General features: G+C 70.9%; 7 protein-coding genes and 1 pseudogene. 4 read left to right on the top strand and 4 right to left on the bottom strand.

Translation table 11 applies throughout. The annotated features are described in order from the left end of the window. Positions 1 to 12 precede the first annotated feature (12 nt). The 3 genes and pseudogenes from OG408_RS06275 to OG408_RS06265 form a co-directional block, all read left to right on the top strand. Positions 13 to 5,187: pseudogene (locus OG408_RS06275) on the top strand (type I polyketide synthase); the annotation flags it as partial. 75 nt (positions 5,188 to 5,262) lie between these two features. Next, positions 5,263 to 6,468, top strand: a complete 1,206-nt coding sequence (locus OG408_RS06270; protein WP_326668756.1) for an NAD(P)/FAD-dependent oxidoreductase — start codon at positions 5,263 to 5,265, stop codon at positions 6,466 to 6,468. 173 nt (positions 6,469 to 6,641) lie between these two features. Beyond that, positions 6,642 to 7,403: a TetR/AcrR family transcriptional regulator gene (locus OG408_RS06265; protein ID WP_266776228.1), complete on the top strand. Its 762-nt coding sequence runs from the start codon at positions 6,642 to 6,644 to the stop codon at positions 7,401 to 7,403. 92 nt (positions 7,404 to 7,495) lie between these two features. On the opposite strand, the gene OG408_RS06260 is transcribed toward OG408_RS06265, so the two are convergent. The 4 genes from OG408_RS06260 to OG408_RS06245 form a co-directional block, all read right to left on the bottom strand. Beyond that, positions 7,496 to 9,091, bottom strand: coding sequence for an MFS transporter (locus OG408_RS06260; RefSeq protein WP_266776226.1), 1,596 nt, complete (start codon positions 9,089 to 9,091; stop codon positions 7,496 to 7,498). A 154-nt stretch (positions 9,092 to 9,245) separates the two neighbouring features. Next, on the bottom strand, positions 9,246 to 10,796 hold the full coding sequence (locus OG408_RS06255; protein WP_326668753.1) for an AMP-binding protein: 1,551 nt from the start codon (positions 10,794 to 10,796) through the stop codon (positions 9,246 to 9,248). Beyond that, a complete protein-coding gene (locus OG408_RS06250) occupies positions 10,765 to 11,649 on the bottom strand; it encodes a helix-turn-helix domain-containing protein (RefSeq protein ID WP_285574689.1) in 885 nt (294 codons plus the stop codon). Before OG408_RS06250 ends, OG408_RS06255 begins: the two co-directional genes overlap by 32 nt. Before the next feature lie 29 nt (positions 11,650 to 11,678). Further along, positions 11,679 to 11,915, bottom strand: a complete 237-nt coding sequence (locus tag OG408_RS06245) for an acyl carrier protein (RefSeq protein ID WP_266776221.1) — start codon at positions 11,913 to 11,915, stop codon at positions 11,679 to 11,681. Between the two features lie 586 nt (positions 11,916 to 12,501). Here OG408_RS06245 and OG408_RS06240 point away from each other — a divergent pair. After that, the gene (locus OG408_RS06240; RefSeq protein WP_326668749.1) at positions 12,502 to 23,127 is read left to right on the top strand and encodes an SDR family NAD(P)-dependent oxidoreductase; all 10,626 of its coding nucleotides are present in this window, start codon (positions 12,502 to 12,504) and stop codon (positions 23,125 to 23,127) included. Positions 23,128 to 23,238 lie beyond the last annotated feature (111 nt).

The following is a 23,238-nucleotide window of genomic DNA, read 5'->3' as shown; positions in this document are numbered from 1 at the left end:
GAAACATCTGTAGAGCAGCTGGTCGCGGCCCTCCGCACCACCATGGTTGAGAACGAACGTCTCCGCGCGGCCAACGACCGCCTCACCGGCGACGCCACCGAGCCGATTGCGATCGTGGGTATGGCGTGTCGTTATCCGGGTGGGGTGGGTTCTCCGGATGAGTTGTGGGATCTGGTGGTGGAGGGCCGGGACGGTGTGTCGGCGTTTCCGGTGGACCGTGGGTGGGATGTCGAGGGGCTTTACGATCCGGAGCCGGGGAAGCCGAATCGTACGGTGACGCGTGAGGGTGGTTTCCTGTACGACGCGGCTGATTTCGATGCCGGGGTGTTCGGGATCTCGCCGCGTGAGGCGTTGGGGATGGATCCGCAGCAGCGGTTGTTGCTGGAGGCGTCCTGGGAGGCGGTGGAGAGTGCGGGGATCGATCCCCTCTCCCTGAAGGGCAGCCGCACCGGCGTCTTCGCCGGCGTCATGTACCACGACTACGGGCCGGGCACGAGCGACGGCAGCCTGGTCACCGGCCGGGTCGCCTTCACCCTGGGTCTCGAAGGCCCCGCGGTCACCGTCGACACCGCCTGCTCCTCTTCCCTCGTCGCCCTCCACTGGGCCGGCCAGGCGCTGCGGCGGGGCGACTGCTCGATGGCGCTGGTGGGTGGCGTGACGGTGATGACGACGCCGGACATGTTCCTCTACTTCAGCCACCAGCGAGGCATGGCGGCGGACGGCCGCTGTAAGTCCTTCGCGGCCGACGCCGACGGCACCGGCTGCTCGGAGGGCGTCGGAGTCCTCATGGTCGAACGTCTCTCGGACGCCCGCCGGAACGGGCATCCGGTGCTCGCGGTGATCCGCGGAAGCGCCATCAACCAGGACGGCGCGTCGAGCGGGATGACCACCCCGAACGGTCCGTCGCAGCAGCGCGTGATCCGTGCGGCGCTGGAGAACGCCGGGATCACGACCACGGACGTGGATCTGGTGGAGGCGCACGGCACGGGCACCCGGCTGGGCGACCCGATCGAGGCGCAGGCGCTGCTGGCGACGTACGGCAAGGGCCGCCCTGAGGGCGATCCGATCTGGCTGGGTTCGTTGAAGTCGAACCTGGGCCACACCCAGGCCGCGGCCGGTGTCGGTGGCGTGATCAAGGCGGTGCAGGCCATCCGTCACGGGATACTGCCGAAGTCCCTCCATTCACAGACGCGTTCGCCGCACGTGGACTGGGATGCGGGTGCGGTGGAGTTGTTGACGGAGTCGCGGGCGTGGCCGGAGCGGGATCGTCCCAGGCGTGCTGGTGTGTCGTCGTTCGGTCTGAGCGGGACGAACGCGCACGTGATCGTGGAACAGGCCCCGGTGACGGACGAGCCGGAGCCCGAAGCGGTGACCGGACTCCCCGTCGTCCCCGTCGTGCTGTCGGCGCAGAACGAGAGCGGCATTTTTGGCCAGGCCACGCGGTTGCTGGCACGGATGGCGGAAGAGCCCTCTGCGTCGTTGTTGGATGTGGGTTTTTCGTCGGTGGTGTCGCGTGGGGTGTTGGAGCATCGTGCGGTGGTGGCGGCGTCGGATCGTGAGGAGCTGGTGCGGGGTCTGACGGCGCTGGCGGAGGGCGAGCTGTCGTCTTCGGTGGTGCGGGGCTCGGCCCGGCAGGCCGGTGCCACGGCCTTCCTGTTCACGGGTCAGGGTGCGCAGCGGTTGGGGATGGGTCGGGAGTTGTATGAGGCGTTTCCGGTGTTCGCGGCGGCGTTTGACGCGGTCGTGGGCGAACTGGACGCCCGGCTGGGGCGTTCACTCCGTGAGGTGGTGTGGGGTGAGGATGCGGGTCTGCTGAACGGGACGATGTTTGCTCAGGCCGGGTTGTTCGCGGTGGAGACGGCGTTGTTCCGGCTGGTGGAGTCGTGGGGGGTGCGTCCGGACTTCCTGGTGGGTCATTCGGTGGGTGAGATCGCGGCCGCGCATGTGTCCGGCGCCCTGTCGCTCGGTGATGCGGCGGAACTGGTCGTCGCGCGTGGTCGGTTGATGCAGGGGTTGCCGGCTGGTGGGTCGATGGTGGCGGTTGAGGCGTCGGAGGCGGAGGTCCTTCCGTTGCTGAACGCTGAGGTGGGGATTGCCGCGGTGAACGGGCCTCGGTCTGTTGTGGTGTCGGGGGTGGAGTCGGCGGTTGCCGATGTGGTGGGGAAGTTCGCCGGTGAGGGCCGTAGGACGAGTGCGTTGCGGGTGTCGCATGCGTTCCATTCGCCGTTGATGGAGCCGATGTTGGCGGAGTTCGGGGCGGTGGTGTCCGGGTTGTCGTTCGGTGCACCGTCGATTCCCGTGGTGTCGGGTGTGTCGGGGGATTTGGCGGAGGACTGGGGTTCGGCGGAGTACTGGGTGCGGCATGTGCGGGAGGCGGTGCGGTTCGCGGATGCGGTGTCGTTTGTGGTGTCGCGTGGTGTGACGTCGTTTGTTGAGGTGGGTCCGGATGGTGTGCTGTGTGGGATGGCGCAGCAGTCGGTGGACGCGGAGCTGGCGGCAACGGTCTTCGTCCCGTTGGTGCGTAAGGGGCGTCCGGAGGTGGCCTCGGCGGTTACCGCGTTGGGGCAGTTGCATGTGAGTGGTGTGTTGGTGGACTGGGCCCGGTTCTTCGAGGGGACGGGTGCGCGTCGTGTTGATCTGCCGACGTATGCCTTCCAGCGTGAGCGTTTTTGGTTGGAGTGTGTGGGTGGTGGGGATGCGGGTGGTTTGGGGCAGGTGGTGGTGGATCATCCGGTGTTGGGTGCTGCGGTGGCGTTGCCGGATTGTGGTGGTGTGGTGTTGACGGGTCGTTTGTCGGTGGAGGGGATGGGGTGGTTGGGGGATCACGTGGTGTTGGGGTCGGTGTTGTTGCCGGGGGCGGCGTTTGTGGAGTTGGTGGTGCGGGCTGGGGATGAGGTGGGTTGTGGGGTGGTGGAGGAGTTGACGTTGCGGGCGCCGTTGGTTGTTCCGGAGCGTGGTGGTGTGGCGTTGCAGGTGGTGGTGGGTGGTTCGGATGAGGTGGGGTCTCGTTCGGTGCGGGTGTTTTCGCGTCGGGAGACTGCGGGTGCGGTTGGTGAGTGGGTGTTGCATGCGGAGGGTGTTGTGGGTGTGGCTGAACCCGCGCCGACCTTCGACCTCACCGACTGGCCCCCGACCGGCTCAAAAGCCGTACGGACGAGCGATGCCTACGAGCTGCTGCACAAGCAGGGTTACGTCTACGGCCCCGTATTCCGCGGACTCAAAGCCGTCTGGCGGCGCGGGGACGACGTCTTCGCCGAGGTCGAACTGCCCGAGCAGGCGCACGGGGACGCCGAACGGTTCGGTATCCACCCCGCCCTGCTCGACGCGACCATGCATGCCCTGGGAGTCGGCGAGGACGTCACGGGTGATGAGCCGACCGAGCTTCCCTTCACCTGGACGAATGTGTCCCTGCACGCCGCCGGCGCCCGTTCGCTGCGCGTGCGACTGTCGCCCCAGGGAGCCAGCAGCCTCAGGATGAGCCTGGCGGACCAGGACGGCGCGCCCGTGGCCACGATCGGCGGACTCATGTTCCGTCCGGTGTCGGTGGAGCAGTTGGTGGGGTCGGGTGGGGGTGGTGGGTTGCATGAGGTGGTGTGGCGGCCGTTGGTGGGTGCCGGCGCTGCTGTTTCGGGTGTTGTGGGTGGGGTGTTTGAGGTGCCGGTGTTGGTGGGTGTGGATCCGGTGGTGGGTGTGCGGTCGGTGTTGGGTGGGGTGCTTGAGGCGGTTCAGGGCTGGTTGGAGGGTGATGAGGCTGGTCGGTTGGTGGTGGTGACGCGGGGTGCGGTCTCGTTGCCTGGGGATGTGGGTGTTGATGTGTGTGGGGCGCCGGTGTGGGGGTTGGTGCGGGCGGCGGAGGCGGAGAATCCGGGTCGGTTTGTGTTGGTGGATGTGGATTCTGTGGGTGGTTCGTTCGCTGATGTTGCGGATGCGGTGGTTGGTTCGGGTGAGTCGGAAGTGGCTGTGCGTGGGGGTGAGTTGTTGGTTCCGCGGTTGGTTGAGGTGGGTGGGGTCGGTGGTGGTCTTCCGGTGGTGGTGCCGGGTGGGGTGGTGTTGGTGACGGGTGGGACCGGGGGTTTGGGTGGTTTGGTGGCGCGGCATTTGGTGGAGGTGCATGGGGTGCGGCGTTTGGTGTTGGCGGGGCGGCGTGGTGCGGAGGCTCCGGGGGTGGGGGAGTTGTGTGAGGTGTTGCGTGGGTTGGGTGCTGAGGTGTCGGTGGTGGCGTGTGATGTGTCGGATCGGGCTGCGGTGGCTGGTCTGGTGGAGGGTGTGGGTGCTGGTCTGGTGGGTGTGGTGCATGCGGCGGGTGCGGGTGACAACGGTTTGGTGGGGTCGATGGATGGGGCCCGGCTGGATCGGGCGTTGGGTGCGAAGGCGGATGGTGCTTGGTATTTGCATGAGCTGACGCGTGAGCTGGATTTGGCGTTCTTTGTGTTGTTCTCGTCGGCGGGTGGTTCGGTGCTGGCGGCGGGGCAGGCGAATTATGCGGCGGCGAATGTGTTCCTGGATGCGCTGGCGGTGCAGCGTCGGGCGGAGGGGCTGCCGGCCACTTCGCTGGCGTACGGGCTGTGGGACGTCGCCACGGGCCTGACCGAAGCCATCGAGGACGACGCCCGTCTCATGGCCGCACGGGGTCTGCCCGCTCTCGCCCCGGCCGACGCGCTCCGGCTGTTCGACGCCGGTCTGCGCTCCGGGCTGCCGGCACTGGTGCCGCTCGCAGTCGACGTACCGACCCTGAACGCGAAGCCGGGTGCGTTGCACCCCCTTCTGCGGGACATGGTCCTCACCGAGGCCGGTCCCGTGGTCCGGAGCCGCACGAAGAGCGCCGATCCCGCCGCATTGGTGGCACGCCTCGCCGACCTCGGCGCAGAGGACCGTGAACGGGCCCTGCTGGACCTGGTGCGCGGTCACGCCGCCGCCGTTCTGGGGCACTCGGGCGCCGAGGCCGTCCCGGCAGAGCGCGGATTCCTCGACATCGGATTCGACTCCCTGACGGCTCTGGAACTCAGGAACCGCCTGAGCGAGGTGACCGGTTGCCGGCTGGCGCCGACGCTGATCTTCGACTATCCCTCGGCCGCCGAGCTGGCCGCGCACCTGCGCCGGACCCTCTTCGGCGAGGACGTTCCCGCGGATGACCTCAGCGCGGCCACCGCGGACGAGCTGTTCGACATTCTCGACGGCGAGGCGTAGGGCCGCTCCCGGCAGGCCCTGCCGGGAGCCGCACCGGGCGCTCGCGTGAGCACCGACCGGAGACGAGGAGCGAGTGTGCTGAACCGGATAGTCGTCGTGGGCGCGGCGGCCGCAGGACTGACCGCGGTGGAGACGCTGCGGGCCAAGGGGTACGAGGGCAGGCTGACGCTCGTCGGCGACGAACGCCATCCGCCGTACGACCGTCCGCCCCTCTCCAAGGAGTTGCTGGGCGAGAGCTGGGAGCCCTCGGACACCTGGTTGCGCAAGGAAGACGTGCTGGCGGCCCTCGATGTCGATCTGCGTCTCGGCTGCCGGGCCATCGGCCTCGACCAGGGCGCCCGCACCATCGCCCTGTCCACCGGCGAGAGGCTGCCCTACGACGCGGCGGTCATCGCGACCGGTCTCCGGCCGCGCAGGCTTCCCTGCGGGGACGGATTGCAAGGCGTCCACGTCCTGCGGTCGCTGGACGACGCGGTCCGGCTGCGCGAGGCACTTGGGGCGGGGCGGCCCGAGGTGGCGGTGATCGGGGCGGGGTTCCTCGGTGCGGAGGTCGCCGCCACGGCGCGCGGTGCCGGACTCGGCGTCACACTGATCGACACGAACGACCAGCCGCTCGCTCGCCAGGTCGGTGCCGAGATCGGCGGGCTCGTGGCCGGCCTGCACCGTGACAACGGAGTACGGCTCGTGCTCGGCGCCGATGTCGTGGGAATGGCCCGGGACGGCACGCGTGTCCGCGGCGTCATGCTGTCGGACGGCGCCGTCGTCGACGCGGATCTGGTCGTCGTCGCGATCGGCTCCGTGCCCGCCGTGGACTGGCTCGCCGATTCCGGACTGCCCCTGGGTGACGGGGTCCTGTGCGACGCCTACTGCCGGGCCGCCCCCGGGGTGTGGGCGGCGGGAGACGTCGCCAACTGGCCCCACCCGATGGTCGCCGGTGCCCGGGTCAGGCTCGAACAGCGGACCAACGCCGCCCAGCAGGCCATGGCGGTCGCCGCCAACCTGCTGGCGGGTGAAACGGGAGCGAAGCCGTACACCCCCGTGCCCTTCGGCTGGACGCATCAGTTCGGGGAGAAGATCCAGACAGTCGGCTGGTGCCCGCCCGACGCGAGGACGGAGATCATCAGCGGTTCCACCGCGGACCGGGTGTTCGTCGCCGCGTACCACCGCGACGGTGTCCTCGTCGGCGGGCTGGGCTGGAACAGCGCGCGTGGCCTGCGGCAGTGCAGGCAGCTGCTCGGTCGGCCGTCGTCGGAGCTGACCGCCGCGGCGGCAGGCGTCTGACCAGCTGCACCGGGAGGCGGGCGTGGGTCGCCCGGTACGGCACCGTGCGCGGTGCCGTACCGTCTCTCCACCTCGGTCTCACACCGGCTCCGCGTACGGCGGACCCGAGGCGTATACGATGCTCTATGCGTGCGTGATACGCATGGAAAGGCTCTGATGAAGGCAGGCACGAGATGACGACTGGCGAAGAAACGAGCACGGAAGGCGTCGGCCTGCCGAACAGCATCGAGGTGCTCTGGGAACTGCGGAACCGGGAACAGCGCACCGCGCGTACCAGTCTGAGCGTCGAGCGCATCGTGACGGCCGCGATCGAGTCGGCGGACGCCGACGGTCTCGCCGGCCTGTCCATGTCCCGCGTGGCCAAGAGCCTCGACTTCGGCACCATGTCTCTGTACCGCCATGTGTCGAGCAAGGACGAGCTGCGGCAGCTGATGCTCGACATGGCCTACGGCACCCCGCCCCGCATCGACACGGCAGACGGTGACTGGCGTGGCGGGCTGGAGCAGTGGGCCCGCGCGTTCCAGGAGGTCTTCCGCCGGCACCCGTGGATGCTGCAGATCTCGGTCAGCGGACCGCCTCTGGAGCCGGGGCAGCTCAGCTGGCTGGAGTGCGGCCTGCGCACGCTGGGCGGTACCACCCTGCGGCCGGACGACAAGCTGTCCGTGATGATGCTGATGATCGGCTACGTGCGCAACAACGTGCAGATGTCGCTCGGTGTCGTCACCCAGGACATCAGCGACACGGACCTGATGGCCAACTACGGCCGTGCGCTGGCCAAGTACGCCGACTCCGCGTCCTTCCCCGCCCTCGTGGAGCTGCTGGAGGCCGGGGCGTTCGACGAGCCCGAGGACGACTTCACCTTCGGCCTTCAGCGGGTTCTGGACGGCATCGAGGTGCTGGGCCGCATCCGTAACGGCGAGCAGCCGCTCACCTGACAGCCTTCCGGCCACGTGCGTGGAAAGGGGCTGGTCGCCCACCCGACCGGGTGGGCGACCAGCCCCTTTCCACGCACGTAGCCCGCGTCGGTTCAGCCCGCGGTGGGCTGCATGCGCTTGGGGGAGGGCACGGTCGCCGGAGCGTCGATGTCGTAGGGGTCGATCGGGTCGCCCGTCTCGATCGGCACCTTGCGCAGCAGTACGGCGACGATCGCGGCCACCACGACCATGGCGGCGGCCCCGGAGAGCGCTGCCACCTGGAGGCCGTGGGTGAAGGCCTCGCGGCTGGTGGCGAGCAGTTCGGCGCCGACCGCGGCCGGCTGCTGGGCGGCGACGGTGGCGGCACCGCCGATCGTGTTGCGTACCGCGTCCAGTGCCTCTCCGCCGAGACCGGCCGGGTTCGCCGCGTCCATGTCATGCCGATAGATGGCGGATCCGATGCTGCCGATGACGGCGAAGCCGAACGCGCTGCCGAACTCGGTGAACGTCTCCGAGGTGGCGGTGGACGATCCGGCGTGCTCCTTCGGTGCGGAGGTGACGACGATCTCCGCGGTGAGCGTCTTCGAGGCCGTCATGCCGGCGGCCATCAGTCCCACGCCCACCAGGAGGAGGGCGACGTTCGAGTCCACCGTGAGCCGGCTGAGCACACCGAATCCGAGGGCCATCACGAGCATGCCGCTGGCGACCAGATAGACCGGTTTGACCTTGCGGGACAGGGCCGAGACGAGACCGACCGCGATCCCGATCGCCGGCATCACCGCCATGGACCACAGCGCCGCCCGGAAGGGTGTCATGCCCAGCACCATCTGGAGGAACTGGTTGGTGAGAATGCTGATGCCCATGAACGAGAACATCACCATCAGGTTGGTCAGGATCGCGCCGGTGAAGCCGCCGTAGCGGAACAGCGAGATGTCGATGAGCGGGTGCGACGTCATGCGCTGACGCTGCACGAAGGCGACGAGCAGGACCGCGCCGGCACCGGCCCAGATCGCGGACTCGCCCGACCAGCCGTCCACGGCCAGCTCCTTGAGGCCGTAGATGAACGGCATGATGCCGGCGATCGAGAGGAACGCGCCGAGCACGTCCAGCTTGCCGCGCGAGGGGTCCCGCCGCTCCGGCAGCAGGATCGGGGCCAGGATCAGCACCAGCACCATCACCGGGGTGTTGATCATGAAGACCGAACCCCACCAGAAGTTGTTCAGCAGCAGACCCCCGACGACCGGCCCGAGGGCCGCCCCGGTGGCGAGGGTGCCGCTCCAGGCGGCGATGGCCGACTTGCGCTGCTTGGAATCGTGGAACATGTTGCGGATCAGGGCCAGGGAGGTCGGCGTCAGGGTCGCCGCGCCGAGCCCCAGCAGGGCGCGCGCGCCGATGAGCATCTCGGGGGTGTCCGCCGTGGCGGCGAGTGCGGACGCGACGCCGAAGACCAGGGCGCCGACGATCAGGAGCTTCCGCCGGCCGAAGCGGTCGCCGACCCACCCCATCGTGATCAGTGCGCCGGCCAGCACGAAGCTGTAGATGTCCATGATCCACAGCAGCTGGGTGGCGCTCGGCTTCAGGGACTCGCTGATGGGTGTGATCGCGAAGCCGAGTACGGAGATGTCAATGGCGATCAGCAGGGTGACCAGGACGATCACCACGAGGCCGAGCCATTCCTTGAGCCCCGCGCGGGGCTTGATTTCTGTCATGGCGAACGTCCATGCCTTCCTGCGTCATGACCCTGAGTACGTAACACGCTGAGCGTATCAGGTACGCGTCAGCGTGTCGCGTACTCATCCGTGTGCCCATTGGCGTGCTCATCCGTGGCCGGCCGGGTTCCGGAGACCCTGCGCCGCCGGGACTTCAGTGCGGACGGCCGAGCAGTTCCATCGCCCGGTGCAGCAGTGCCCGTCGGTCGATCTTCCGATTGGGGTTGAGCGGGAACTCCGTGAGGTGGAAGAAGTGCTGGGGGAGTACGGCCCGGGGGAGGGTGCTGCTCAGCTCGCGGGCCAGGGCGACGGGTGCGACGCGCGCTCCGGTGTGGAAAGCGGCCAGCGTGATGCCCTGCTCGGAGGGCACCGGCACCGCGATGGCATCCTCCACCCCCGGGCACCGGCGCAACGCCTCGTCGATCTCCGCCAGTTCGATCCGCACGCCACGGACCTGGACCTGCTGATCCAGCCGGCCGAGGTAGAGCAACTGTCCGTTCTCACCCACACGGATCCGGTCGCCCGTCCGGTAGTAACGGACCCCGTCCCGGTCGAGGAACCGGCCCGCATCGTCGGCCGGGTCCAGATACCCGGCCGTCAGCTGCGGGCCCGCGACGCACAACTCGCCTTCCAGCGGGTCCCGTTCGCCGTCCTCGCCGATCAGCATCCAGGCGTGGCCCGCGTGAACCGGCCCGATCGGGACTACACCCGCGACCGAGATACCGGGCGACGTCCCGGGCGACCAGCGATGCCGCGTGATGGTGATCGTCAGCTCGGTCGGGCCGTAGAGGTTCTCGACGGCCGAACCCGACGCCGCGTGCTGCCAGTCCGTCACGTCCTGACAGGTCACCGCCTCGCCCGCGAAGAAGCTCCAGCGCAGTGAGGGCAGGGCGTCGTCCGTCAGCCGGCCGGTCCGCCGGACCAGGCCGATCACGCTGGGGGTGGAGAACCAGACGGTGATGCCCTGCTCGGCGACGAAACCGGGCAGGTCCCGGTAGGCACCCGCGGGAACGGCCACCAGCGTGGCACCGGCACCCCATGCGCAGAACAGGTCGAACATCGCGCAGTCGAAGTTCAGATCGAAGTTCTGGGAGAACACGTCGTGCGGCCCGAAGTCGTACCGCGCGTCGAGCAGGCCGAAGTAATGGGCACCGTTGGCATGCGTGACCGGCACGCCCTTGGGCCGTCCCGTGGAGCCGGAGGTGAACAGCACGTAGGCGACGTCGTCGGAGGCGACCGGGTGCGGGCACGCCAGGCGTGCCGCCGAGTCGGGGGAGACCACCCCGGCCGCCCCGTCGGCACCCCCGTCCAGCAGGGCGGGAAGCGCGACGCCTTCCGCGCGCAGCTTCTCCAGCGCCGTGACCGCCTCGGCGTCCACGATCAGCGCCTCCACCCCCGCAGCCTCCAGCATCTGGAGCGTACGGAGAACAGGGAAGGAAGGCTGTAGCGGAACCATCGGCACCCCGGTGAACAGGCAGGCCAGGATGGACGTGTAGGCGTCGAGACCCTTGCCCGCGAGCACGCCCACCGCGGCCGGGCGCTCCGGGAGCGCGGCCAGGAGCGAGCCCGCCCAGGTCAGCGCCCGGTCGTGCAGCTCCCGGTACGTCAACGAGGCTTCGCCGGCCCGGACGGCCACCCCTTCCGGGGACCGTGCCAGTCCGCGCAGGAAGCGGTCATAGAGAGCGTGGGCCGATGTCTGGTCCATGAGTGTTCCCCGGATGGCGATGGATGGGTGAGGTGGGGCGGTGCCCGGTCCCGGCGAGCCGCAGAAGGACCTCGGTGGGGTCGGCCCAGGGGCGGTTGGCCGGCGCGTGGTGCAGGGAGACCCGGGGATTCCTGACGAGCCACTCGCGTACGCCCCTGGACCGCACCGCACCTGTCCCGTTCAGGAGTACGTGAAGCCTCGGGTAGGGGTGGGCCTGGGCGACGGAGTCCAGGAGGTGCAGGAAGGCGGCCGGTGCCGCGGCGCTGTCGGCCGCGGGCCCGGCCCGGTCGACCAGCAGGGGCCGGAACCGCTCCTCGGCACGGCACCCCGGCCGCTCGTCCGCCCGCAGGACCACGGCGTTCCACGACGCTGTGCGAAAGACACCGACGACCCCTCGATGGACACCGGGCGGCAGGGGTGGCACGGCGGGCAGCTGGAAGGCCTCGGGGCGATGCGGCCGTACCCCCCACTTGCGCCACACGCGCGACACGGTGGTGTGGGCGATCCCCAACTCGTCGGCCAGCAGCCGCGAGGACCAGTACGGAGCCCGCAGCCGGGCCGGGGGCCTGGCGCCGTCGGCAAGCGTGGCGACGAGCACCGCCACCTCGTCCACCGTCGCGGGACGCCCCGGCCGGGGCAGATCGCCCAGCGCCGCGATACCCGAATCCGCATAGCGGGAACGCCACTTGATGACGGTCGGCCGGGAGACCCGCAACTGGGCGGCGACCTCCGTGTTCGAGATGCCTCCTGCGGCGAGCAGCACGATCCGCGCCCGCCGGACGAGCCCGGCGGGCGCCGTCGACATGCGGGTCAGAGCCTCCAGTCGGGCCCGGTCGCCCTCGTGCAGTCGCAAGGCCGGGACGCTATGCATGACAGCGGTCCTCAGCGCAGACGTTGCAGCGCGTCCCAGAGGACGTCCGGGGTCTCGAATATCTCCAGCGAGAGCGCCTCGTCGCGGAAACGCACGTCGTAAGCGGCTTCGAGGCCCGCGAGAAGTTCGATCATGCCCAGCGAATCGAGGCCGTAGTCGCGCAGTCTCATGTCCTCCGTGATCGGCTCGTCCGGAGGAAGGAAGGACAGCTGCTTCCGAAGGAGAATGTCGAACTGTTCATCCCACATGAGGACTCCGGTTTCAGGCGCGAAGGGGTTGAATGGTCGCTCCGGGATCGCCGGACCGCTGGACGGACCGGAACGGAGACGGGAAGCGGTCGGCCGCCACGACGCCGGCCGGAAATTGCGAAGCAGCCGGCCGCCCGCGAGCCCGGCCGGAAATGTGAAGAGACCGACCGCCCACGAGCGCGGCCGGAAAGGGGATACCGGGCCCCGACGCTAGTCCCGGCGGGCCCGAACGAGTACCCCTACCCGCCCCTATGAAGGCGTCGCGCGAAGGACGCTCCACAAGCGGATGCAGGGCAGATCCTCCGTGGCTGCCCCTGTCCTCGCAGGTGAGGACGGTCTGCCGGCCCCGGTCCACAGCGATTCGCCCGCCCCGACGGCCCGGCGACCCCACCCCGGCTCTGGGGTGACGGAGGCCGGGCAGGGGCCCGATTGTGGGGACCCCGGCCACGACTAAGGGGTGGGCAACAGGTCCGTCGGCACCGTAATTTTCCGAATGGCCCCACACTTCATTCTCTTCATCCGCTCATTCCGCCATTGGCTCGGGTCCGCGGTCCGCTGAACGTCATGACACAGGAGGGCATGCTCGGTGAGTAACGAGGAAAAACTTCTCGAGTATCTGCGCCGGGCGACAGCCGACTTGCGCGACATGCGCAAAAGACTCGCCGCCGCGGAGCGCAAGTCCAGCGGCGAGCCGATTGCGATCGTGGGTATGGCGTGTCGTTATCCGGGTGGGGTGGGTTCTCCGGATGAGTTGTGGGATCTGGTGGTGGAGGGCCGGGACGGTGTGTCGGCGTTTCCGGTGGACCGTGGGTGGGATGTCGAGGGGCTTTACGATCCGGAGCCGGGGAAGCCGAATCGTACGGTGACGCGTGAGGGTGGTTTCCTGTACGACGCGGCTGATTTCGATGCCGGGGTGTTCGGGATCTCGCCGCGTGAGGCGTTGGGGATGGATCCGCAGCAGCGGTTGTTGCTGGAGGCGTCCTGGGAGGCGGTGGAGAGTGCGGGGATCGATCCCCTCTCCCTGAAGGGCAGCCGCACCGGCGTCTTCGCCGGCCTGATGTACCACGACTACGCTCTGGGCACCGAGGCCTCGGCAACGACCGGCGGCAGCCTCGTCTCGGGGCGCGTCTCCTACACCCTCGGCCTCGAAGGCCCGTCCGTCACGGTGGACACCGCGTGCTCGTCGTCACTGGTGGCCCTGCATCTGGGCGCCCAGGCGCTGCGGTCCGACGAGTGCTCGATGGCGCTGGTGGGCGGCGTGACGGTGATGACGACGCCGGACATGTTCCTCTACTTCAGCCACCAGCGGGGCATGGCGGCGGACGGCCGCTGCAAGTCCTTCGCGGCCGACGCCGACGGCACCGGCTGCTCGGAGGGCGTCGGAGTCCTCATGCTGGAACGTCTCTCGGACGCCCAGCGGAACGGGCATCCGGTGCTCGCCGTGATCAGGGGAAGCGCCATCAACCAGGACGGCGCGTCGAGCAGCATGACGGCTCCGAATGGTCCGTCGCAGCAGCGGGTGATCCGTGCGGCCCTGGACGGTGCGGGGCTGACCTCCTCCGATGTGGATCTGGTGGAGGCGCATGGGACGGGGACTCGGTTGGGTGATCCGATCGAGGCGCAGGCGTTGTTGGCGACGTATGGGCAGGGTCGTCCGGAGGGCGATCCGATCTGGCTGGGTTCGTTGAAGTCGAATTTGGGGCATGCGCAGGCGGCTGCGGGTGTGGGTGGTGTGATCAAGGCGGTGCAGGCGATTCGGCATGGTGTGTTGCCGAGGACGTTGCATGTGGATGTGCCGACGCCGCAGGTGGATTGGTCGGCGGGTGCGGTGGAGTTGTTGACGGAGTCGCGGGCGTGGCCGGTGCGGGATCGTCCCAGGCGTGTGGGGGTGTCGTCGTTCGGTCTGAGCGGGACGAATGCGCATGTGATTGTGGAGCAGGCTCCGGTGGTCGAGGAGCCGGATGTATCGGTGACTGTTGAACTGCCGGTGGTTCCGGTGGTGTTGTCTGCGCGGAGTGAGGCGGGGTTGTCGGCGCAGGCGGGGAAGCTGTTGGGTGTTTCTTCCGCTTCGTTGTTGGATGTGGGTTTTTCGTCGGTGGTGTCGCGTGGGGTGTTGGAGCATCGTGCGGTGGTGGCGGCGTCGGATCGTGAGGAGCTGGTGCGGGGTCTGACGGCGCTGGCGGAGGGCGAGCTGTCGTCTTCGGTAGTGCGGGGCTCGGCCCGGCAGGCCGGTGCCACGGCCTTCCTGTTCACGGGTCAGGGTGCGCAGCGACTCGGGATGGGTCGGGAGTTGTATGAGGCGTTTCCGGTGTTCGCGGCGGCGTTCGATGAGGTCGTGGGCGAACTGGACGCCCGGCTGGGGCGTTCACTCCGTGAGGTGGTGTGGGGTGAGGATGCGGGTCTGCTGAACGGGACGATGTTTGCTCAGGCCGGGTTGTTCGCGGTGGAGACGGCGTTGTTCCGGTTGGTGGAGTCGTGGGGGGTTCGTCCGGACTTCCTGGTGGGTCATTCGGTGGGTGAGATCGCGGCCGCGCAAGTGTCCGGCGCCCTGTCGCTCGGTGATGCCGCGGAACTCGTCGTCGCGCGTGGTCGCCTGATGCAGGGGTTGCCGGCTGGTGGGTCGATGGTGGCGGTGGAGGCGTCGGAGGCGGAGGTCCTTCCGTTGCTGAACGCTGAGGTGGGGATTGCCGCGGTGAACGGGCCTCGGTCTGTTGTTGTCTCGGGGGTGGAGTCGGCGGTTGCCGATGTGGTGGGGAAGTTCGCCGGTGAGGGCCGTAGGACGAGTGCGTTGCGGGTGTCGCATGCGTTCCATTCGCCGTTGATGGAGCCGATGTTGGCGGAGTTCGGGGCGGTGGTGTCCGGGTTGTCGTTCGGTGCACCGTCGATTCCCGTGGTGTCGGGTGTGTTCGGTGATCTTTCTGAGTCGTGGGGTTCGGCGGAGTACTGGGTGCGGCATGTCCGCGACGCGGTGCGGTTCGCGGATGCGGTGTCGTTCGTGGTGTCACGGGGTGTGACGTCGTTTGTTGAGGTGGGTCCGGATGGTGTGCTGTGTGGGATGGCGCAGCAGTCGGTGGACGCCGAGCTGGCGGCAACGGTCTTCGTCCCGTTGGTGCGTAAGGGGCGTCCGGAGGTGGCCTCGACGGTTACCGCGCTGGGGCAGTTGCACGTGAGTGGTGTGCCGGTCGACTGGGCCCGCTTCTTCGAGGGCACGGGCGCCCGCCGCGTAGATCTGCCCACCTACGCCTTCCAGCGCGAGCGGTACTGGATGCAGGCGGAGGGCGGCGGCAACGATCCCGGTTCGCTCGGCCTGGGCACCACCGATCATCCGCTGCTCGGCGCCACCGTCACTCTTCCCGGAACAGACGGACCGGTGCTCACGGGGCGGTTGTCCCTCGAAAGGCAGCCCTGGCTCGCCGATCACCGAATGGGCGCGTCCGTCCTGTTCCCGGGGACGGGCCTGGTGGAGCTGGCGCTCTGCGCCGGCGCGCAGGTCGGATGCGACGTGCTCGACGAGCTGACCCTCCAGGCGCCCCTGGTGCTGCCGCCCCGTGGCGGCGTCCAGGTCCGGGTCGTGGTGGGCGTCGACGACGGTACCGGCGCCAGGAGCGTCACCGTGCACGCGAGGGACGAGGACGACGGAGCGGACGATGCGCCGTGGACCCTGCACGCCGACGGTGTGCTGGTCCCCGACGTACCGGCGCCTGCCTTCGATGCCGCGATCTGGCCTCCGCAGGGCGCGTCACCGGTGGAACTCGACGATGTGTACGGCCAGTTGGCGACACAGGGGTACGCGTACGGACCGGCGTTCCAGGGACTCGACGCCGTCTGGCGGCGCGACGGCGAGATCTTCGCGGAGGTGGCCCTGCCCGAGGCGGCGGCCCCGGACGCCGGGCACTACGGCCTGCACCCCGCTCTGTTCGACGCCGCGCTGCACGCCTCACTCCTCGACGGGACCGATGCGGCGCCCGGCGACGAGGGGACGGCACGTCTTCCTTTCGCGTGGAAGGGCGTTCGCCTCCACGCCACCGGCGCAGCCCGCCTCCGGGTGAGGATCGCATCGGCCGGTGCCGACAGCGTCACCGTGGACGGGGCGGACACCGAAGGACGTCCCGTGTTTTCCGTGGGTGCGCTCGTCACCCGCCCGGTCTCCGTCGACGCCGCGGCCGGGACGGCACAGCGCGGATCCCTCTACTCCGTGCGCTGGGCGCCGTTCACGCCGGCTGCCGCACCCGAGGTCGTCGCCGTGCCCTGGGACCACCGGAACGACGGACCGGTGCCCGAGGATGCCGTGCTCGTCTGGGAATGCCCGCCGCCCGTCGGCGACCCGGTGGCAGGGGCACACGAACTGACCGCCCGCGCACTCGGAGTCGTACAGGAGTGGCTGACGGACGAACGATTCGCGGCCGGCAGGCTGCTCGTGGTCACCCAGGGAGCGGTCGCTCTGCCGGATGAGACGCTCACACATCCGGCGGCCGCAGCAGTCGCCGGTCTCGTGCGGGCCGCGCAGAGTGAGAATCCCGGGCGGATCCTGCTCACGGACACCGACGGAGGCTCCGACAGCGTGGCTTCTGCGGGCGTTGCCGCGGTGGTCGCCTGCGGCGAACCTGAGTCGGCGGTCCGGCAAGGCGGGGTGTGGGCGCCCCGGCTGACCCGGGTCCCGCAGGTGCGGGACAGGGCGGACCGCTCACCGTTCGGCGGAGACGACGCGACCGTGCTGGTCACCGGCGGTACGGGCACGCTCGGCGCGCTCGTGGCCCGTCACCTCGTCACCGTGCACGGCGTCCGGCGCCTGGTCCTCACCGGTCGCCGCGGCGCCGACGCACCGGGAGCCGCCGAGCTGCGCGCCGAACTGGCGGGCCTGGGAGCCGAAGTAGCCGTTGCCGCGTGCGACCTCGCCGACCGCGAGGCGGCCCGCGCCCTGGTGGACGCGCACGCGCCGACAGCGGTCGTCCACTGCGCGGGCGTGCTGGAGGACGCCACCCTCGGCTCGCTCACCGCCGGCCGACTCTCCCGCGTACTGCGGCCGAAGATCGACGCGGCGTGGAACCTGCACGAACTGACCGCACACCTCGACCTCTCCGCGTTCGTGCTCTTCTCGTCCGTCGCCGGTGTCCTCGGCAATCCGGGCCAGGCCAACTACGCCGCAGGTAACGCCTTCCTGGACGCCCTCGCCGTCCGACGGAAGGCACTGGGCCTGCCCGGGCAGTCACTCGCGTGGGGGCTGTGGGCCGACGGCGACGGCATGGCGAGCGGACTGGACGGCACCGATCTGCGACGTATGAGCCGCTCCGGCGTGGAACCCCTCGTGCCCGCCCACGCACTGGCGCTGATGGACGAGGCCGGGCAGTCGGACGACGCGCTGCTCCTGCCGGTCCGCCTCGACCTCAGGACCCTGCGCGCGGCGGAGCCGCCGTCAGCCATCATGTCCGGCCTGGTGCACCGCAAGACGCGCGCCACCTCCTCCGTTCCGGCCGGGCAGTCCCGCTCCGGCCTGGCCGCCCTGGCGCCCAAGGAACGGCTGCGCGCCCTGCTCGACCTCGTACGGGCCCAGGTGGCCTCCGTGCTCGGCCACGGGTCCGCGGCCGACGTGGAGCCCGACCGGGCCTTCACCGAGATCGGGTTCGACTCCCTGACCGCGATGGAGCTGCGCAACCAGCTCGCCTCCGCGACCGGACTCAGACTGCCCGCCACCTTGGTCTTCGACCACCCCAACGCCCGCGCCGTCGCCGGACACCTCGACACCCTCCTCGCCGGCGGCAGCACCGCGGCCGTCGCCTCCGCGGCCGCGACGCCCGCCGACGACGACCCCGTCGTCATCGTGTCCATGGCCTGCCGCTACCCGGGCGGGGTGCGCTCGCCCGAAGACCTGTGGCAGCTCGTCGACGACGGGGTCGACGCCATCACCGAGTTCCCCCGCAACCGTGGCTGGGACCTGGAGCGGCTCTACGACCCCGAGTCCACCCGCACCGGCACCTGCTACGTACGCCACGGCGGATTCCTGCACGACGCCGCCGACTTCGACCCCGGATTCTTCGGGATCAGCCCGAACGACGCGCTGACCACCGACCCGCAGCACCGGCTGATGCTGGAGGTCGCGTGGGAGGCGATGGAGCGGGCGACGATCGATCCGCTCTCGCTCAAGGGCACCGCGACCGGTGTCTTCACCGGCACGATGTACCACGACTACGCGGGCAACAGCGCCGCCGGATCACTGGGCCCCGGCCGGGTCTCGTACACCTTCGGTCTCGAAGGGCCCTCGCTGGCCGTCGACACCGCCTGCTCCTCGTCCCTGGTCGCGCTGCACCTGGCAGCCCAGGCCGTGCGGTCGGGCGAATGCGGGCTGGCCCTGGTCGGCGGCGTGACCGTCATGTCGACCCCCGAGACGTTCATCGAGTTCGCCCGGCAGCGCGGGCTGTCCCGCGACGGCCGGTGCCGCTCGTTCTCCTCGGCCGCCGACGGCGCCGCCTGGTCCGAGGGCGCGGGCATGCTCGTGATCGAGCGGCTCTCCGACGCCCGTCGGAACGGACATCCGGTCCTGGCCGTGCTGCGCGGCAGCGCCGTCAACCAGGACGGTGCCAGCAACGGGCTCATGGCCCCCAACGGACCGTCCCAGCAGCGCGTCATCCGCCAGGCGCTGGCGAACGCGGGACTCGGCGCCGCCGACGTGGACACCGTCGAGGCCCATGGCACCGGGACCACCCTGGGCGACCCCATCGAGGCGCAGGCCCTGCTCGCGACCTACGGCCAGGACCGCGTCGAGGGAAAGCCGCTCTACCTCGGCTCGATCAAGTCGAACATCGGGCACGCCCAGGCCGCCGCCGGCATCGCCGGGGTGATCAAGATGGTGGAGGCGATGCGGCACGGCGTCCTTCCGGCCTCCCTCCACCTGGACGAGCCCTCGTCCCAGGTCGACTGGGAGACGGGTGACGTCGTCCTGCTGGCCAAGGCGCGCCCGTGGCCCGAGCTGGACCGTCCCCGCCGCGCCGGAGTCTCGTCGTTCGGGATCAGCGGCACCAACGCCCACGTGATCATCGAGGCGCCGGCGCCCGATGCCGCGGAGGCGCAGGCCGTCCCCGACACGGTGGTGCCGCAGGCCACCCGCGACACCACCGAGCAGACCGGCGACGCCACCGAGCGGAACACCCCCACCCCCGTCCCGGTGCCGTGGCTCCTGTCGGCCCGCGACCCCGAGGGCACGGCCCGGCAGGCCGCCCGGCTGCTGACCCACCTGGAGTCCCGGCCCGCCGCGAGCGCACTCGACGTCGCCCATTCCCTGGCGACCACCCGAACCCCCCTGGAACACCGCGCCGCGCTCCTGGTCACCGACCGGGCCCGGGCCATGCACGACCTGGCCGTGCTCGCGGACGGCGGTACCACCGCCTCGGTCGTGACCGTGCAGGACCCCGACTCCGGACGCACCGGCGGCGGACCGACCGCGTTCCTCTTCTCCGGCCAGGGCTCGCAGCGCCTCGGCATGGGCGGGCGGCTGCACCGCACCCATCCCGTCTTCGCGCGGGCCTTCGATCAGGCCGTCGCCGCGCTCGACGCCCATCTCGACCGGCCGCTCGCCGACGTCGTGCGCGAGGACGAGGCCGCCCTGAACCGCACCGGGTACACCCAGGCGGCGCTGTTCGCCTTCGAGGTAGCCCAGTTCAGGCTGCTGGAGTCCTGGGGCGTCCGCCCCGACTTCCTCGCCGGTCACTCGATCGGCGAGCTGGTCGCCGCACACGTCAGCGGGGCCCTGTCGCTGCCGGACGCTGCCCGCCTGGTCGCCGCCCGCGGCCTGCTGATGCAGGCGCTGCCGGAGGGCGGCGCCATGGCCGCCCTCCGGGCGAGCGAGGAAGAGGTGGCACCGCTCCTCACCGCCGACGTCGCCGTCGCCGCCGTCAACGGCCCCGGATCCGTCGTCGTCTCCGGCACCGCCACCGCCGTACGAGCCGTGACGGACCACTTCGCGGCGCTGGGCCGCACGGCCAAGCCGCTGCGGGTGTCCCACGCCTTCCACTCGCCGCTGATGGAACCCATGCTGGCCGACTTCGCGCGCGCCGCCGCCGGGATGACGGTCACCGAGCCGTCCATCCCGCTCGTGTCCACCCTGACCGGACGCGCCGTGACGGCCGCCGACCTCGCCGACCCCGGGCACTGGGTCAGGCACGTGCGGGAGACCGTGCGGTTCGCCGACGCCGTACGCACCCTGGACGAAGCGGGTGTCACCACCTACCTGGAGATCGGCCCCGACGCGGCACTGTCCGCCCTCGGCCCCGCCTGCCTGCCCGACACGAGCACGGCCGCGTTCCTGCCGCTGTCGCGCCGCGACCGCGACGAGGCCGCGGAACTCGTCGGAGCCCTCGCGCTCGCCCACGTGCGCCATATCCCGGTCGACTGGGCGGAGTTCTTCGCCGGGAGCGGGGCCGACCGCGTCGACCTCCCGACGTACGCGTTCCGCCGCGAACCGTTCTGGGCGCTGCCCGAGCGGGCCGGGGCCGACCTCACCGCCGCCGGCCTCGGCACCACCGAACACCCGCTGCTCGGCGCGGTCGTGGCGCTGCCCGACGGCGGCGCCCTCCTGACCGGCCGGCTGAACCCTGTCGAACTTCCCTGGCTCGACGACCACGATCTGCTCGGGACCCCCGTCCTGCCCGCCGCCGCCTTCGCCGACCTCGCCCTCAGCGCGGGAACAGGAACGGGCTGCCCGCGGCTTGACGAGCTGACGGTGACGGCCCAGCTGCCGTCGGCGGCCGGCCCGGGCTCCGAACTCCGCGTCTCCGTCGGTGCGCCCGCGGACGACGGCCGCCGTACGGTCGACATCCACTCCAGGAAACAAGGCGCGCAGCCGGAGGACGACGACGCGGCCTGGGTCCGGCACGCCCGGGGCGTCCTCGCCCCGGCCGCCACCGAGCCGGCCGCGGACACGGCCGCCTGGCCGCCGCCCGGCGCGACCCCGGTGGACCCAAACACCCTCTACGACCGGCTGTTCTCCCTCGGCCACGGACACGGCCAGGCCTTCCGTACCATCGGCTCCGCCTGGCGCAGCGGGGACGAGCTCTTCGCCGACGCCGTACTCGGCGAGGAGACGGCCCGGGAGCAGTGCGCGCTGCACCCGGCCCTGCTCGATGCCGCCGTCCAGCTGGCCCGTTTCGGGGCCCTGCCCGCAGGCGAGGAGCCGGGTGGCAGCGCGCCGCTGAGCCCCGCGGCCTGGACGGGCGTACAGGTGCACCGCCCCGGCGCCACCGAAGTGCGGATACGGGTCCGCCCGAACGGCCAGGACCGCGCGTCGTTCCACATCGCGGACGCCGAGGGACGGCCCGTCCTGACGGCCGAGGACATCGCGTGGAAGCCCGTCACCGCCGCCGAACTGACCACCGGCTCCCCCCTGGGCGCGCTGTACCGGCTGAAGTGGGCGCCCGCTCCCGTCGACATCGCCGACCTCGGCACCAGGACCGCCGTCCTCGCCGCCGCCGGCCCCTTCGACGACCCGCGCACCGGCCTGCCCTTCCAGACCTTCGACCCGCGCCACCCGCTCGACGGGGACGCCCCCGACTTCGTCCTGCTGCCCCTGGCGGCTCCGGCCGGCGACGAGCCGGACGGCGTCCGCACGCACACCGCCGACGTCCTCTCACACATCAGGGAGTTCCTCCGCCACGCGCCGGACCGGGGAACGACCAGGCTGGCCGTCGTCACCCGGCACGCCGTCGCGGCGGGGGACGAGGCGCCGGACGTCCGGCACGCGGCCGTATGGGGCCTCGTCCGGGCCGCGCAGAGCGAACACCCCGGACGGTTCGTCCTCGCCGACGTGGACGGTCTGGAATCCTCGGCGACCGCGCTGCCGGACGCCCTCGCCACCGGCGCCGACGAACTCGCCGTCCGAGGCGGCACCGTACTCGTACCGGAACTCGTCCTCGCGGAACCGGACGGCGGCGCGCCCGCCCCCGCGTCCGGCGGCACGGTACTCGTCACCGGCGGACCCTCCACGACGGCCGCCGCACTGGTCCGACGCCTCGTCACCGAACTCGGCGCCGGCCACGTCCTCGTCGCCGGCGGTACCGCACCCGGGGAGACGGACGCGCTCACCGCAGGCACCGATGCCGCACTGACGGTCAGCGACTGCGACCCCGCCGACCGGGAAGAGCTCGCCGCTCTCCTGTCCGGCCTCCCCGGCGACATCCCGCTCACCGCCGTCGTCCACACGGTTCCCGCCGGGGAAAGCGCGCCGATCGGCGAACGGACCCCGCACCTCCTCGACGAGGCGCTGCGCCGGCATGCCGACGCCGCATGGAACCTGCATGACCTGACGACCGGTCTCGCCCTGTCGGCCTTCGTCCTCCTCACCTCGGCCCACGGTCTCGTCCATGGCGCCGAACAGGCCCACCACGCCGCCGCGCACACCTTCCTGGACGCCCTCGCCCGGCACCGGCACGCCCTCGGCCTCCCCGCCACGGCGCTCGCCCTCACCCCGGAGGACACCACCGCCGGCGCCGGGCTGCTGCCACTGACCGCCGAGCGGACCACGGCACTCCTCGACGAGGCGCTGCGCACCCGGGCCGCCGCACTGTTCGCCCTCCATCCGGACCAGGGCGCCCTGCGCACCCTCGCGGGCAGCCTGCCCCCTGTACTCGGCACACTGGTCCGCACGCCCGGCCGCGCCGGGACCCGTCCGGGCACGGGTCTCTCCGCCGCCGCCGAACTGCGCAGCCGCCTCGCCGGCCGGAGCGAGGAGGAGCGCGGCCGCATGCTGCTGGAACTCGTCCGCTCACACGTCGCCACCCTGCTCGGCCACCCCACACCCGAGGCGGTCGGCGCCGACCGGGCCTTCCAGGACCTCGGCTTCGACTCACTGGCCGCCGTCGAACTCCGCCGCCGGCTCGCCGGCGCCACCGGCCTCAGCCTGCCCGCCAGCCTCGTCTTCGACCACCCGGACTCCCGCGCCGTCGCGGCGCACCTCACCGGACTGATCGACGACGGATCCGGGGAACAGGACGCCTCCGAAGCACTGTGGGCCATGCTCGACCAGCTCGACGTGAGCCTCACCGCCGCACAGCCCGACGCCGGGGCCCGCCCGCGCATCACCTCCCGGCTGGAGGCGCTTCTGCGCCGCTGGCAGGACACCCACGGCGACGCCGACGGCCGTACCCGAGACGAGGACGACGCACTCGACTCGGTCACGGACGACGAACTCTTCGACGTGCTGGACCAGGAGATCGGACTCCTCTAGCCCCACCGACAAGGCCGCCGGGGCCGGGCGGAGCCCCGCCCCGGCCCCGTTACCGAAACGCACCAGCCGTTCGCGCACCCCGCCGGTCACGGCACCGGTCCCGCCCGGCAC

Source organism: Streptomyces sp. NBC_01257, assembly GCF_035917255.1.
Lineage (GTDB): Bacteria > Actinomycetota > Actinomycetes > Streptomycetales > Streptomycetaceae > Streptomyces.
The sequence above is the reverse complement of the archived record's forward strand: the minus strand, read 5'-3'. Positions and strand labels throughout refer to the sequence as shown.

Coding starts and splice junctions, on each gene's coding strand:
- OG408_RS06265 (WP_266776228.1), top strand. CDS start 6,642: ATGACGACTGGCGAAGAAACGAGCACGGAAGGCGTCGGCCTGCCGAAC.
- OG408_RS06260 (WP_266776226.1), bottom strand. CDS start 9,091: ATGACAGAAATCAAGCCCCGCGCGGGGCTCAAGGAATGGCTCGGCCTC.
- OG408_RS06255 (WP_326668753.1), bottom strand. CDS start 10,796: ATGGACCAGACATCGGCCCACGCTCTCTATGACCGCTTCCTGCGCGGA.
- OG408_RS06245 (WP_266776221.1), bottom strand. CDS start 11,915: ATGTGGGATGAACAGTTCGACATTCTCCTTCGGAAGCAGCTGTCCTTC.